The sequence below is a fragment of the Propioniciclava sp. MC1683 genome, assembly GCF_014164675.1.
Lineage (GTDB): Bacteria > Actinomycetota > Actinomycetes > Propionibacteriales > Propionibacteriaceae > Propioniciclava.
On the sequence record NZ_JACJFX010000005.1, the window covers coordinates 21740 to 34611 of the forward strand.

A 12872-nucleotide genomic window follows, 5' to 3' on the forward strand; every position below is an offset into this window, starting at 1 on the left:
CGCCGCTAGGGTGCTGGCCATGGGCCGCATCGCCGCTATCCTCGCCGACCTCGCGCTGGTCATCGTGTTCGTCATCATCGGTCGGGCCTCGCACAGCGAGGCCCTCGACTTCGACGGCATCCAGCGCACCGCGCTCCCGTTCCTGGCGGGCACGCTCATGGCGTGGATCGGCTTCCTGCTCAAGAAGCACAGCGGCCTCACGCTGAAGAACGGCCTGTTCGTCTGGGCGATGACGGTCGTGCTCGGCCTGACCTTCCGCCTGCTGCTCGGCGACACCGCCGAGATCGGTTTCGTCGTCGTCACCGCGCTCGTGCTGGCAGCGTTCCTGATCGGCTGGCGCGCCGTGCGGTGGCTGCTGCAGCGCAACAAGCCGGTGCCCCAGCGGGCGAAGGACCCGCGGCGGTCCGGCAACCCGGCCCGCCGCAACGCGGGCTGACTTAACTGCCCGCCTGGGCGTCCAGAGCCCGCACTCCCCCGCCGCGCGTCCCGCCGGCCAGGGTCCGCATGAACACGATCCGCTCGCCGCGGCGTCCGGACAGCTTCGCCCAGTCGTCGGGGTTGGTGGTGTTGGGCAGGTCCTCGTTCTGCTCGACCTCGGCCCGCACGGCGTCCAGCACGTGACCGCGGCGCACCCCGCGCTCGCCCCCGTCGAGCAGCTCCTTGATGGCGGCCTTCTTCGCCCGTGAGGCGATGTTGGCCAGCATCGCGCCCGAGGCGAAGTCGCCCACGTGGAGCACCTCGCGGTCGCCGCTGGCGTAGGTGACCTCGACGAACTCGTTGCGCGGGGTCTCGGCGTACAGGTCGGCCACCGCGTCGGCGATCACGGACGCCCTCAGCGCGGCCACACCGCCTGCCGAGGCCGCCTCGGCCCCGTTCCACGGCATGGCGTCGGTGAGGGACAGCCCGAGGATCTCCGCCGCCCCGTCGCGGCTGGGCCGGTCGAGGCGGATCTTCACGTCGAGGCGTCCGGGGCGCAGGATGGCGGGATCAATCAGGTCCTCGCGGTTGGTCGCGCCGATCACGATGACGTTGGCCAGCGACTCGACGCCGTCGATCTCGGCGAGCAGCTGCGGCACGATCGTCGACTCGACGTCGGAGCTGACGCCCGAGCCGCGGGTGCGGAACAGCGAGTCCATCTCGTCGAAGAACACGATCACGGGGCGGCCGGCCTCGGCGACCTCGCGGGCGCGGGCGAAGGTGAGCCGGATCTGGCGCTCGGTCTCCCCGACGTACTTGTTGAGCAGCTCGGGGCCCTTGATGTTCAGGAACGACGACCCGGCCGAGTTGGCCACCGCCTTGGCGACCATGGTCTTGCCGCAGCCGGGGGGCCCGTAGAGCAGCACGCCCTTGGGGGCGGCCAGCCCGAACTCGGTGAACAGGTCCCGGTGCCGGAAGGGCAGCTCGACCGCGTCGCGGACCTGCGCGATCTGGTCGTCGAGCCCGCCGATGTCGGCCCAGCTCACGTCGGGGACCTCCTCCAGCGTGAGCTCCTCGACGTCGGTGCGGGCGACCGACGCCCAGGCGACCAGCGCGCGCCGGTCGGCCAGGAGCGACTCGCCCGGCGTGATCTCGGCGTCGCGCAGGGCGGCGCCCAGCTGGACGACGACCTCCTCGTCATTGGCGCCCGCCACCAAGGCCGACGTGGCGTCGAGGCGCTCGCGCACCCGCACCACCTCCCCGGCGGGCCGGTGGTCGGTGACGGCGACGACGACGAGGGCCTCGTTGACCAGGACCCCGGCCCCGACGCCCAGGCGCTCGACGGCGACGACCTCGGGGGCCACGGCGGCACGCACGAGGCGTCCGCCGACGTGGACGTCGGCCAGCCCCGCCTCGGGCAGCCCGACCACGATCCCGAACTGCTGCGGCGGCAGCGCGAGCGCGGCCACCTGCTCCCGCAGGGCGAGGAGCTGGTCGCGGGCCTCCCGCAGGGTGACGTTGAGCTTGTCGTTGTGCTGGGCCAGCGCCCGGGCGTCCGCCCGCGCCTGCGCGAGCCGCCGCTCGGCGACCTCGGCGCGCAGGGCGTCCTCGTCGGTCATGGGGCCAGCCTATTCAGCCTCGGTGACCGCCGTGGCCTGCTGCTCCACCCAGGCCGGCCGGGGGCCGACGTAGTCGGCGCCGTACGCGCCCGGCGCCGGACGCCGCTTCTTGCGCGGCGGCGTGTGCCCCGGCGCGAGACGGCGGGAGAACAGCAGGAAGCCGGTGTGGCCGCTGGTGGCGTGGCCGGGCCGGATGGCGAGGCCCTCGGCGTGCCAGTCGCGGCCGGTGTACTCCTTGAGCACGGGCTCGGTGAACCCGCCGTGGGTGCGCAGGGTGTCGGCGGTGCGACCCAACTGGGTGGCGGTGGCGACGTAGCAGCACAGCACCCCGCCGGGCACGAGGCGCTCGGCCACGGCGTCGATGCAGTCCCAGGGGGCGAGCATGTCGAGGATCGCGCGGTCGACCTCCTCGGGGCCGATGACCTCGGCGAGGTCGCCCAGGCGCACCTCCCAGGAGGCCGGCTCCTCGCCGTAGAACGCGCGCACGTTCTTCCTGGCCACCTCGGCGAACTCGGGGCGGCGCTCGTAGCTCCACAGCCGCCCGGTGGGGCCGAGGGCGCGCAGCAGCGCCATGGTCAGTGCGCCCGAGCCCACGCCGGCCTCGAGCACCCGGGCGCCGGGGAAGATGTCGGTCTGCATCAGGATGTGCGCGGCGTCCTTGGGGTAGATGACCGCGGCCTCGCGGGGCATCGACACCATCACGTCGTGCATCAGCGGCCGGAACACCAGGAACTGGTCGCCGCCGACCGACGTGGCCACGACCCCCTCGGGGCCGCCGATGAGGTCGTCGTGCTGGATGCCGCCCTTGGTGGTGTGGAACACCCCGCCGGCGCGCAGCTTCACCGAGTGGCGGCGCCCCTTGGCGTCGCTCATCGTGACCCGCTCGCCCTCCTGGAGGGGGCCGGTGGTGGTCGGGTAGGTCGGGTGGTCAGTCACGCAGGCTCCAGAGTCCGAGTTGCCAGGCGGGGCCGAAGGGCTGGCCCTGCAGGGTGGTGCCGGGGCCGAGGAACATCGTCTCGGGCCCGACGGAGAGGGGCAGGACCGTCAGGTCCGCGGCCGCCTGCTGCTGGATCTCGGCCAGCAGGGCCAGGCGGGTGGGTGGGTCGGTGGTCTCCCGGGCGTGCCGGACGAGGTCGTCCACCTTCTCGCGCGAGCCGGGCAGCGCGTCGTCGACGTAGGACTGCAACCAGCCGAACGCGGTGTTGACCCACGCCGGGCGGTCGGTGAGCAGCAGGTCGGCGTCGTTGGTGTCGGGCACGAGCTGCACCGACATGCCGGCCCGCTCCTCGAGCCGGTCGCGCAGCATCGAGGCGAGGTCGCGCTGCCCCGGCGCCTTCGACGAGTAGGCCAGCGTGAGCCGCAGCCGCTGGCCGCCCAGGTCGGGGACCTCGGCGGTCCCACCGACCGGGAACGCGTCCACCGCGCCCTCGACGGTCGGCGGCACGATCGAGGCCAGCGAGCGGTCGGCCTGCAGCGCGGCGGCCACGGCCGCCCGCACGGCGGGGTCCTCGCGGTAGGCCGAGTCGGGCCGGAACAGCAGCCGCTGCACGCGCACCTGCGGCAGGTCCACGCGGGTGAAGCCGGTCCGGGTGGCGTCGTCGTGGGTGGCCATCTCGGTGGCCAGCCTCTGCAGCGCGGACTCGTTCAGGCTGCGCCACACCACGTCGGTGGACGCCGCGGCCATCGCCTCCTCCACCGCCCCGCTGTCGGCGGCGAAGCTGACCCTGACCTCGTCGATGGTCCCGCCCTGGGCGCCCCGGTAGTCCTCGAACCGCTCGAACACGAGGTGGTCGGGGGCCGTGGTCACCAGCTGGTAGGGGCCCGAGCCGACGACCTGGCCCTCGTTGCTGCGCACCGCGTCGGGGTCGTAGAGCTCCTCGTCGACGATGGACGCCGCGGGCGTGGCCAGGGCGTGCCCGAACTGGCTGTCGGCGTACTTGAGCACGAAGGCCACGGTCTTCTCGTCGACCACGTCGACCCGCTGGAGGGAGTCGAACAGCTGGATCGAGCTGCGTGGCACGCTCAGCCGGTACGCGCGCTCGATGCTGAACTTCACGTCGGAGGCCGTCAGCTCGTGCCCGTTGTGGAAGGTGAGCCCCTCGGGCAGGTCGCACTGGTAGGTGGTGGGCGACGTGTAGAGGCAGTCGCTGGCCAGGTCGGGCTTGAGCTCGGCCCCCTCGGGGTGCACGACCATGAGCCGGCTGAACGCGTTGAGGGCGACCAGCGCGTCGGCCGCGGTCGTCGCCGCGGCGGGGTCGTAGGTCGTGGGCACCTCGGTGGTGGTCACGGTGAACGGACGCGGCGGCGGCGTGGGCGTCGGGCTCGGCGTCTCCACGGTGCTGGGCGCGGGCGCCGGCTCCTCGGGCGCCTGCGGCATCGTGCAGCCGGCCAGCAGCGCGACGCCGGCGGCGAGGGCTGCGAGCCTACGCATCGCGGAGCTCCTGCCAGAGGGCGCCCACCTCGGCGAGGGTCAGCCCCTCGAGGGTCGGGACGAGGCGGCGGCGGGTGGCGGGCACGATCACCTGCTCGAACGGCACCGCGATCGTGGCGAGGCCGGCGTTCTCGGCCGAGGCGGTCCCCGGCAGGGAGTCCTCCAGGGCGAGGCAGTCGCGGACCGCCAGCCCGAGGCGCTGCGCCGTGAGCAGGTAGGGCTCGGGGTCGGGCTTGCCGTGGGTGACCTGGTCGCCGCCGACGATGACCTCGAAGCTCCCCGCGGGCATGGTGTCGACCACGTGCTCCAGCACCTGGGTCCAGGACGCCGACACCAGCGCGCAGCGGATACCGGCCGCCCGGGCCGTCGCCAGGAACTCCCGCGCGCCGGGCCGGTAGTCGACCCCGACCTCGACCATGTCCTCCAGCGCCCAGTCGTTCAGGACGGCGGCCCAGTGGTCGGGGTCCTCCCCCGTGACGCCGCTCCAGCCCATGATCGCCAGCGCGCTGTCGCGCAGCGAGTTGCCCACCAGCGCGTGGTGCTGGTCGGGCGTCATCGTGCCGCCACCCCAGGTGCGCATGAGCCGGGCCTCGGCCGCGTGCCACGACTTCTCCGAGTCGACGAGCGTGCCGTCGAAGTCCCACAGCAAGGCTGCGGGGACGTCGACGCCGGGGACCAACTCAGCGGGCATTGAAGTACTTCGCCTCCGGGTGGTGGACGACCAGCGCGTCGGTGGACTGCTCGGGGTGCAGCTGGAGCTCCTCGCTCAGCACCACGCCGATGCGCTCGGGCTCGAGCAGGGCGACCAGCTTCGCGCGGTCCTCGAGGTCGGGGCAGGCCGGGTAGCCGAAGCTGTACCGCGAGCCGCGGTAGGCCTGGTCGCGGATCATCGCGTCCACGTCGCCGTCGGCGGCGCCCGTCAGGCCCAGGTCCTCACGGACGCGGTGGTGCCACATCTCGGCGAGCGCCTCGGTCAACTGCACCGACAGTCCGTGCAGCTCGAGGTAGTCGCGGTAGGAGTCGCCGGCGAACAGGCGGTTGGTCTCCTCGGCAACGCGCGAGCCCATGGTGACCAGCTGGAACGCGATCACGTCGGGCCCCAGCTCGGCGGCCTCCTCGGCGTCGCGGTAGAAGTCGGCCAGGCACAGGCGCTTGTCGCGGGACTGGCGCGGGAACGTGAACCGGGTCAGCTCGCGCGTCGGGTCCTCGGGCGCGCCCACGACGAGGGTGTTCCCCTCGGAGTGGCACGGCCAGTAGCCGTAGGTGACCGCGAACTCGGCCAGCCCGTCGGTCTGGATCCGGTCGAGCCACGTCCGCAGGCGCGGGACGCCCTCGGCCTCGACGAGCGCCTCGTACGTCGCCCCGCCGCGGCCGCCGCGCAGGCCCCACTGGCCCATGAACGTGGCCCGGTGGTCGAGCCACTCGGCGACGTCGGCCAGCTTGACCCCCTTGACGACGCGGCTTCCCCAGAACGGCGGGGTGGGCACGTCGATGCGGCGGGCGACCTCGGACCGGGTGGTGTCGGCGTACAGGTCGGGGTCCACGGCCTCTTGGCGGGTCTTGCCCTTGACGCGCCGCTCCCGGGGCGCGGGCAGCGCCTCGGTCTCGCCCCGCTTGACCGCCATCACGGCGTCCATCAGCGACAGGCCCTCGAAGGCGTCGCGGGCGTAGCGCACCTCGCCGGAGTACATGCCGTTGAGGTCCTGCTCCACGTAGGCGCGGGTGAGCGCGGCGCCGCCGAGGAGCACCGGCTTGTCGACCAGGCCGCGGGCCTCCAGCTCGAGCAGGTTGTCCTTCATCACCACGGTCGACTTCACCAGCAGCCCGGACATGCCGATCGCGTCGGCGTTGTGCGCCACCGCGGCCTCGATGATGGTGCCGACGGGTTGCTTGATGCCGAGGTTGACCACCGTGTAGCCGTTGTTGGTCAGGATGATGTCGACCAGGTTCTTGCCGATGTCGTGGACGTCGCCCTTGACCGTGGCCAGCACGATCGTGCCCTTGCCCTCGTCGTCGGACTTCTCCATGTGCGGCTCGAGGTGGGCCACCGACTTCTTCATCACCTCGGCCGAGGCGAGCACGAACGGCAGCTGCATCTGGCCCGAGCCGAACAGCTCGCCGACGGTCTTCATGCCGGCCAGCAGGTCCTCGTTGACGATGTCGAGCGCGGGCTTGGACGCCAACGCCTCGTCGAGGTCGTCGGTCAGGCCCTTGTCGTCGGCGTCCACGATGCGGCGCTGGAGGCGCTCGCCCAGCGGCAGCGCCTTCAGCTCCTCGGCGCGCGCGGCCTTGGTGTCGGCGGTGGTGACGCCCTCGAACAACTCCAGGAAGCGGGCCAGCGGGTCGTAGCCCTCGCGGCGGCGGTCGTAGACCATGTCGAGGGCCACCTCGCGCTGCTCCTCGGGGATCCGCGCCATCGGCAGGATCTTGCTCGGGTGCACGATCGCCGAGCTCAGCCCGGCGTCCACGCACTCGTTGAGGAACACCGAGTTGAGCACGACGCGCGCGGCCGGGTTGAGCCCGAAGCTGACGTTCGAGACGCCCAGCGTGGTCTGCACCTCGGGGTACTTCGCGGTGATCTGCCGGATCGCCTCGATGGTCTCGATGGCGTCGCGGCGGGTCTCCTCCTGGCCGGTGCCGATGGGGAAGGTCAGGCAGTCGACGATGATGTCGGAGGTGGCCAGCCCCCAGTTCTGCGTGAGGTCGGTGATCAGCCGCTCGGCGACGCGCACCTTCCACTCGGCGGTGCGGGCCTGGCCCTCCTCGTCGATGGTGAGCGCCACGACGGCGGCGCCGTGCTCCTGCACGATCGGCATCACGCGGGCGAACCGGCTGGTGGGGCCGTCGCCGTCCTCGTAGTTGACCGAGTTGATGACGCAGCGCCCGCCCAGGGACTCCAGGCCGGCCTCGATGACCTCGGGCTCGGTCGAGTCGAGCATGATCGGCAGCGTCACCGACGTGTTCAGCCGGGACGCCAGCTCACGCATGTCGGCAGTGCCGTCGCGGCCCACGTAGTCGGCGCACAGGTCGAGCAGGTGCGCGCCCTCACGGGATTGGCCCTTGGCGATGTCGACGCACTCGTCCCAGTTGCCGGCGAGCATCGCCTCGCGGAAGGCCTTGGAGCCGTTGGCGTTGGTGCGCTCCCCCACGGACAGGTAGGAGGTGTCCTGCCGCAGCGGGGTGTCGGCGTACAGGCTCGACACCGAGGCCACGTCGGCCGGGGTGCGGGGGGCCAGCGGACGCCCGCCCACGGCGTCCGAGAGCTGCCGGATGTGCTCGGGGGTGGTGCCGCAGCAGCCGCCGACCAGCGCGAGGCCGAACTCGTCGACGTACTGGGTGAGGGTCGCGGTGAACTCCTCGGGGCCGAGCGGGTAGCGGGCCCCGTCGGCGGTGAGCTCGGGCAGGCCGGCGTTCGGCATGCAGGCCACGCCCACCTGCGCGTTGCGGGAGAGGTGGCGCAGGTGCTCGCTCATCTCGGCCGGCCCGGTGGCGCAGTTCAGGCCGATCACGTCGACGCCGAGCGGCTCGAGCGCGGTCAGCGCGGCGCCGATCTCGGAGCCCATCAGCATCGTGCCGGTGGTCTCGACGGTGACGTTGACCAGGATCGGCAGGGTCACGCCGGCCTCGGCCATCGCGCGCTTGGCGCCGACGATGGCGGCCTTGGCCTGGAGCAGGTCCTGGCAGGTCTCGACCTGGAAGGCGTCGACGCCCCCGCGGATCATCGCCGCGGCCTGCGTCTGGTAGCCGTCGCGGAGGGTGGCGTAGGGAAGGTGGCCCAGCGACGGCAGCTTGGTGCCCGGTCCCATCGAGCCCAGGACCCAGCGCGGCCGCTCGGGGGTGGACGCCGCGTCCGCGGCCCGGCGGGCGATGCGGGCGCCGGCCTCGGCGAGTTCGGCGATCCGCTCGGGGATGTCGTACTCGCCGAGGGCGGCGAGGTTGGCCCCGAAGGTGTTGGTCTCGACGGCGTCGGCCCCCGCGTCGAGGTAGGCGGCGTGGATGGCCTCGACGACGTCGGGGCGGGTCACGTTGAGGATCTCGTTGCAGCCCTCGAGCCCGGCGAAGTCGTCCTCGACCGTGAGGTCGTACCCCTGCAGCATGGTCCCCATTCCTCCGTCGGCGATGACGACGCGATGGGACAGGGCGGTGGCAAGGGCTTCGGTCACCGGGCAAGGATAGCCAGCAGGCACCTTCCCGGGCGCTCGCGCCCACCGCGCTAGGGTGGCGCGCATGGTTCCCACGCGGCTCACCGACCTGCGGCGTCCGGTGGTGCTGTTCGCCTTCAGCGGGTGGAACGATGCCGGGGACGCCGCCACGGGTGTCATCGACCACCTCACCGAGGGCTACGAGACGGAGTTCAGCTTCCAGCTCGACCCCGACGAGTACTACGACCTCACCGAGAACCGCCCGGTGCTGGTGCGCCAGGACAACGGCGAGCGCTCGATCCAGTGGGCCACCACCGAGGTGCTCGTCGCGCGGCTGCCCGGGCAGGACCTCGTCCTGGTCAACGGCCCCGAGCCCAACCTGCGTTGGAAGGCGTTCTGCGCGGCGCTGGTGTCGGCCTTCCGCTCGATCAACCCCGAGCGCGTGATCGCCATGGGCGCGATGCTCGCCGACGCCCCCCACTCGCGCCCGGTCCCGGTGTCGGAGGACGGCACCGACTACGAGGGCCCGACCGGCATCGTGGGCGTCCTCGCCCAGGCCTGCCGCGACGCCGGGCTGACGACCACGAGCCTGTGGGCGTCGGTGCCCCACTACGTCGCCGAGCCGCCCAACCCGAAGGCGACGCTCGCGCTCCTGCAGCGCGTCGGGGAATTCCTCGACAACGAGCTCGAGCCCGGCGAACTGGTCGACCGCGCGGCCACGTGGGAGTCGCGCGTGACCGACCTGGTCGCCGAGGACCCCGACGTCGCCGAGTACGTGGCCTCCCTCGAGGTCCGCTACGACACCGCCGAGGCCACCGGCGACGAGATCGCCTGGGAGTTCGAGCGCTACCTGCGCCGCCGCGGCCGCTAGGGGCAGCCGGAATCGTGGCCCGCCCGGCCCGGGACTAGCCTCGTCGGAGAGCCCGAACCGGAGGAAGCAATGGCGCGCCTGTCCGTCCACGACCTGTTGTCCGCGGTGTTCGAGGAGCGCTCCGTCTGGGAGTTCCCCGTCACCGACCCCGCCGTGCTGGCCGGCGAGGCCCGCCTGCGCGGCCGCCGCGTGGCCTGGGTGGCCGGCGACGGGGACCACATGGGCGGCTCCATCGGGGTGGACGGCGGCGAGTTCATCACCGCGGCCCTGGAGCGGGCGACCGCCGAGCGGCTGCCGGTCATCGCGTTCCCCATCGGGGGCGGCACCCGGATGCAGGAGGGCACGCCGGCCTTCCTCCAGATGGTGAAGATCACCGGCGCGGTCATGGCGCACAAGGCCGAGAACCTGCCCTACCTCACGTACCTGCGCCACCCCACCATGGGCGGGGTGTTCGCCTCGTGGGGGTCGCTCGGACACGTCACCTTCGCCGAGCCTGGCGCCCTCGTCGGCTTCCTCGGGCCCCGGGTCTACGAGGCCCTGTACGGCGAGCCGTTCCCGTCCGGGGTGCAGCTGTCCGACAACCTGGCCGAGCGGGGCGTCATCGACGCGGTCTGCACGCCCGCCGAGCTCGCCGAGGCGCTCGACCGCCTGCTCACCGTGATGATGGCGCGGCGTGACGCCCACCTCACCTCGGAGGACCACGCGGTGGCGCCCCCGGCCGCGGCCGCCGTGGACCTGCCGGACGTCCCCGCCTGGGAGTCGGTGCTGCGGACCCGCCGCGACGACCGGCCCGGCATCCGCGAGCTGCTCGCGCTGGCGGCCACCGACGTGACCCTGCTCAACGGCACCGGCGACGGCGAGTCGCACCCGGGGTCGGTGCTCGCGCTGGCCCGGTTCGGGGAGGCGCCCTGCGTGGTCGTCGGCCAGGACCGCGACGACCAGGCGACCCCGCTGGACGCCGCCGCGCTGCGCGAGGTCCGGCGCGGCATCCGGTTGGCCCGCGAGCTGCGCCTGCCGCTGGTGAGCGTGATCGACACGCCCGGCGCCGCGCTCAGCAAGGAGGCCGAGGAGCGGGGGCTCGCCCCCGAGATCGCGCGCACGCTGAGCGACCTGATCACCCTGCCCACGCCCACGGTGAGCCTGCTCATGGGGCAGGGCACCGGTGGCATCGCGCTGGCGCTCAACCCGGCCGACCGGGTCCTGGCCAGCCAGCACGCGTGGCTCGCCCCGCTGCCGCCCGAGGGGGCGTCCGCGATCATGCACCGCACGGTCGACCGGGCCCCCGACATGGCCGCGGCCCAGGGCGTCCGTTCGGCGGACCTGCTGGCCGCCGGCATCGTCGACCGGGTCGTCCCCGAGCCCGACGACCCGGCCGCCGAGCGGGAGGCCTTCTGCCGGGGCCTGGGCGACGCGCTGCGCGAGGAGCTGCTGCGCGTCATGGCCCAGGACAGGCGGAAGCGCCGGGCCCAGCGGGCCCGACGCTACCGGTCGTTGGGTCTGTAGCCAGGCTCAGGCGAGCGCGGCGCGGATCTTCTCGACGGCCTGCTGCTCCTCGGGGCTCACGCCCTTGGACGCCTCGGCCACCTGCTGGGCGGCGGCCAGGACGACGTCCTTGAGCGCCTGCGCGTCGGCGGGGTCCTTCGCGGCGACCACCCCCACGGCGGCCTGCAGGTCGGGCACCACGCTGGCGTCGAACTCCTCGGGGGACTGCGCCTCGGGGAGGATGAAGCCGCCGGTAAGGAGGGTGAGGAGGCCCTCGGGGGCGGCGGCGAGCGCGCGGGCCCCCGCGGCGCTCTCGGAGAAGGCGGCGAAGAAGCCCGGGTCGGCCTTCGAGACATAGGCGATCGCGTTCAGGACGGCGCGACGGACCTGCTCCTGCTCTTGCTCGGTGTAATCAGCCATGCGTCATCCTTGCGCGCCGCAACGCGCGTTGTCACGCCTTCGTGACGCGTTCACCCTTTCGGGGGTCCCAGACACCGGGGGGCCGGGTCTCGCCGCGGAGGCCTTCCAGGAGGGTCGTCACGGCGTCCATGATGCGGTCGGTGGCGATGCGCATGGCCTCGACGTCGGTGCGCCCGTACAGGTCGGACAGCGGCACCGGATCGCCCATGACCACGCGGATGGTCTTGCGCGGCCACAGCCGCGGCCACGTGAGCCGGCGCCCGGGCATGATCAGGTGGGTGCCCCAGTTGGCCGTCGGGATCACCGGCACGCCTGTGGAGAGCGCCAGCCGGGCGACGCCGGTGCGGGCCGTCATGGGCCACAGGTCGGGATCGCGCGTGCGCCCGCCCTCGGGGTAGATGCCGACGCACTCCCCCCGCTCGAGGGCGGCCTGGGCCGGGGCGAGGGCGTCCCGGGCCTGGGCGGTGTTGCGCAGCACGGGGATCTGGCCGCACTTGCGGGCGAACCAGCCGACGACCGGGGTGCTCCACAGCTCGGCCTTGCCGAGGTAACGGGGCCAGCGGCCCGACCAGATCACGTAGCGGCCCACGGCCAGCACGTCGGCGTAGCTGACGTGGTTGCTCACCAGCAGCATGCCGCCGGTGGCCGGCAGGGCGGCCGCGTCGTCCCAGACCTCGCGGGAGGTGGCGCGCAGGACGACCCCGGCGAACGCGGCGAGGCGCCGGTAGACCGGGCCGTCGCCCGGGGCGCTGGGGGTGCGGAGCGGCTGCTGGCTGCGGTTGCGGTCGAGCTCCTTGCCCATCTCAGTGCCCCGCGCAGCGGGCGTCGGCGAGGTCCTTCAGGGAGCGCACCATGGCGTCGGGGTCCTCGGCCCGGAACACCGCCGACCCCGCGACGAAGACGTCGGCGCCGGCGTCCACGGCCCGCTCGATGGTCGACTCGGCGATGCCGCCGTCGACCTGGATCCAGATCTCCTGGCCGGAGCCCTTCACGATCTCGCGGGTGCGCCGGATCTTGCCGAGCATGCCGTCGAGGAAGCTCTGCCCGCCGAAGCCCGGGTCGACGGTCATGATCAGCACCATGTCGAACTCGGTGATGATGTCGGCCAGGGGCTCGATCGGCGTCTGGGGCCGCAGGCCGATGGACGCCCGCGAGCCCAGCGAGCGGATCTGCCGCGCCGTGCGGATCGGCGCGTTCGACGCCTCGAGGTGGAAGGTGACCGACTCGCAGCCCAGCTCGGCGTAGGCCGGGGCGTGCACGTCGGCGTTCTCGATCATCAGGTGGATGTCGAGGAAGGCGTCGCGGTGGTTGTTCCGCAGGCACTCCACGACCGGGAGCCCGAGCGTGAGGTTCGGCACGAAGTGGTTGTCCATCACGTCGATGTGGATCCCCGCCGAGCTGGGGATCCGGCGGATCTCGTCGTCGAGGCCGGCCAGGTTCGCGTTCAGGATGCTGGGATGGATGCGGTTCGCCACGAGGCGACTCTATCC

At 73.1% G+C, this 12872-nt stretch carries 10 protein-coding genes and 1 pseudogene; 3 read left to right on the top strand and 8 right to left on the bottom strand.

Going from position 1 to position 12872, the window contains the following annotated elements:
* Positions 1 to 19: 19 nt before the first annotated feature.
* Entirely contained in the window at positions 20 to 436 is a 417-nt protein-coding gene (locus H5397_RS04190; RefSeq protein WP_182815065.1) for a DUF3054 domain-containing protein, read from the top strand.
* Between the two features lies 1 nt (position 437).
* Here H5397_RS04190 and arc read toward each other — a convergent pair whose 3' ends face one another.
* The 5 genes and pseudogenes from arc to metH form a co-directional block, all read right to left on the bottom strand.
* Positions 438 to 2036, bottom strand: a complete 1599-nt coding sequence (arc, locus tag H5397_RS04195) for a proteasome ATPase (protein ID WP_182815066.1) — start codon at positions 2034 to 2036, stop codon at positions 438 to 440.
* 9 nt (positions 2037 to 2045) lie between these two features.
* Positions 2046 to 2972, bottom strand: a pseudogene (locus tag H5397_RS04200) (tRNA (adenine-N1)-methyltransferase); the annotation flags it as partial.
* Positions 2965 to 4467, bottom strand: a complete 1503-nt coding sequence (locus tag H5397_RS04205; protein WP_182815068.1) for an ABC transporter substrate-binding protein — start codon at positions 4465 to 4467, stop codon at positions 2965 to 2967. The pseudogene H5397_RS04200 and the gene H5397_RS04205, both read right to left, overlap by 8 nt.
* Positions 4460 to 5158, bottom strand: a complete 699-nt coding sequence (locus tag H5397_RS04210) for an HAD family phosphatase (RefSeq protein WP_182815069.1) — start codon at positions 5156 to 5158, stop codon at positions 4460 to 4462. Before H5397_RS04210 ends, H5397_RS04205 begins: the two co-directional genes overlap by 8 nt.
* Positions 5148 to 8630, bottom strand: coding sequence for a methionine synthase (gene metH / locus H5397_RS04215; RefSeq protein WP_309224272.1), 3483 nt, complete (start codon positions 8628 to 8630; stop codon positions 5148 to 5150). Before metH ends, H5397_RS04210 begins: the two co-directional genes overlap by 11 nt.
* Positions 8631 to 8694: 64 nt before the next feature.
* Between metH and H5397_RS04220 the strand changes: the two genes are divergently transcribed.
* Positions 8695 to 9480 carry a PAC2 family protein gene (locus H5397_RS04220; RefSeq protein ID WP_182815071.1) on the top strand — a complete coding sequence of 262 codons (786 nt, stop codon included), beginning with the start codon at positions 8695 to 8697 and terminating at the stop codon, positions 9478 to 9480.
* Between the two features lie 69 nt (positions 9481 to 9549).
* Positions 9550 to 10983: a carboxyl transferase domain-containing protein gene (locus H5397_RS04225; protein WP_182815072.1), complete on the top strand. Its 1434-nt coding sequence runs from the start codon at positions 9550 to 9552 to the stop codon at positions 10981 to 10983.
* A gap of 6 nt (positions 10984 to 10989) precedes the next feature.
* Here the strand turns inward: H5397_RS04225 and H5397_RS04230 are convergent, their stop codons facing one another.
* From H5397_RS04230 to rpe, 3 genes are read right to left on the bottom strand one after another with little or no spacing between them, the layout of a single operon-like run.
* Entirely contained in the window at positions 10990 to 11382 is a 393-nt protein-coding gene (locus tag H5397_RS04230; RefSeq protein ID WP_182815073.1) for a hypothetical protein, read from the bottom strand.
* A 31-nt stretch (positions 11383 to 11413) separates the two neighbouring features.
* Positions 11414 to 12184: a 1-acyl-sn-glycerol-3-phosphate acyltransferase gene (locus H5397_RS04235; protein ID WP_182815074.1), complete on the bottom strand. Its 771-nt coding sequence runs from the start codon at positions 12182 to 12184 to the stop codon at positions 11414 to 11416.
* A 1-nt stretch (position 12185) separates the two neighbouring features.
* Complete coding sequence (rpe, locus tag H5397_RS04240) at positions 12186 to 12857, bottom strand: ribulose-phosphate 3-epimerase (RefSeq protein WP_182815075.1); 672 nt, start codon at positions 12855 to 12857, stop codon at positions 12186 to 12188.
* Between the last annotated feature and the right edge of the window lie 15 nt (positions 12858 to 12872).

What these genes read in the sequence shown, in the direction of transcription:
- H5397_RS04230 (WP_182815073.1), bottom strand. Translation starts at nt 11,382, where the DNA reads ATGGCTGATTACACCGAGCAAGAGCAGGAGCAGGTCCGTCGCGCCGTC.
- H5397_RS04225 (WP_182815072.1), top strand. Translation starts at nt 9,550, where the DNA reads ATGGCGCGCCTGTCCGTCCACGACCTGTTGTCCGCGGTGTTCGAGGAG.
- H5397_RS04205 (WP_182815068.1), bottom strand. Translation starts at nt 4,467, where the DNA reads ATGCGTAGGCTCGCAGCCCTCGCCGCCGGCGTCGCGCTGCTGGCCGGC.
- H5397_RS04220 (WP_182815071.1), top strand. Translation starts at nt 8,695, where the DNA reads ATGGTTCCCACGCGGCTCACCGACCTGCGGCGTCCGGTGGTGCTGTTC.
- H5397_RS04235 (WP_182815074.1), bottom strand. Translation starts at nt 12,184, where the DNA reads ATGGGCAAGGAGCTCGACCGCAACCGCAGCCAGCAGCCGCTCCGCACC.
- arc (WP_182815066.1), bottom strand. Translation starts at nt 2,036, where the DNA reads ATGACCGACGAGGACGCCCTGCGCGCCGAGGTCGCCGAGCGGCGGCTC.
- H5397_RS04190 (WP_182815065.1), top strand. Translation starts at nt 20, where the DNA reads ATGGGCCGCATCGCCGCTATCCTCGCCGACCTCGCGCTGGTCATCGTG.
- H5397_RS04210 (WP_182815069.1), bottom strand. Translation starts at nt 5,158, where the DNA reads ATGCCCGCTGAGTTGGTCCCCGGCGTCGACGTCCCCGCAGCCTTGCTG.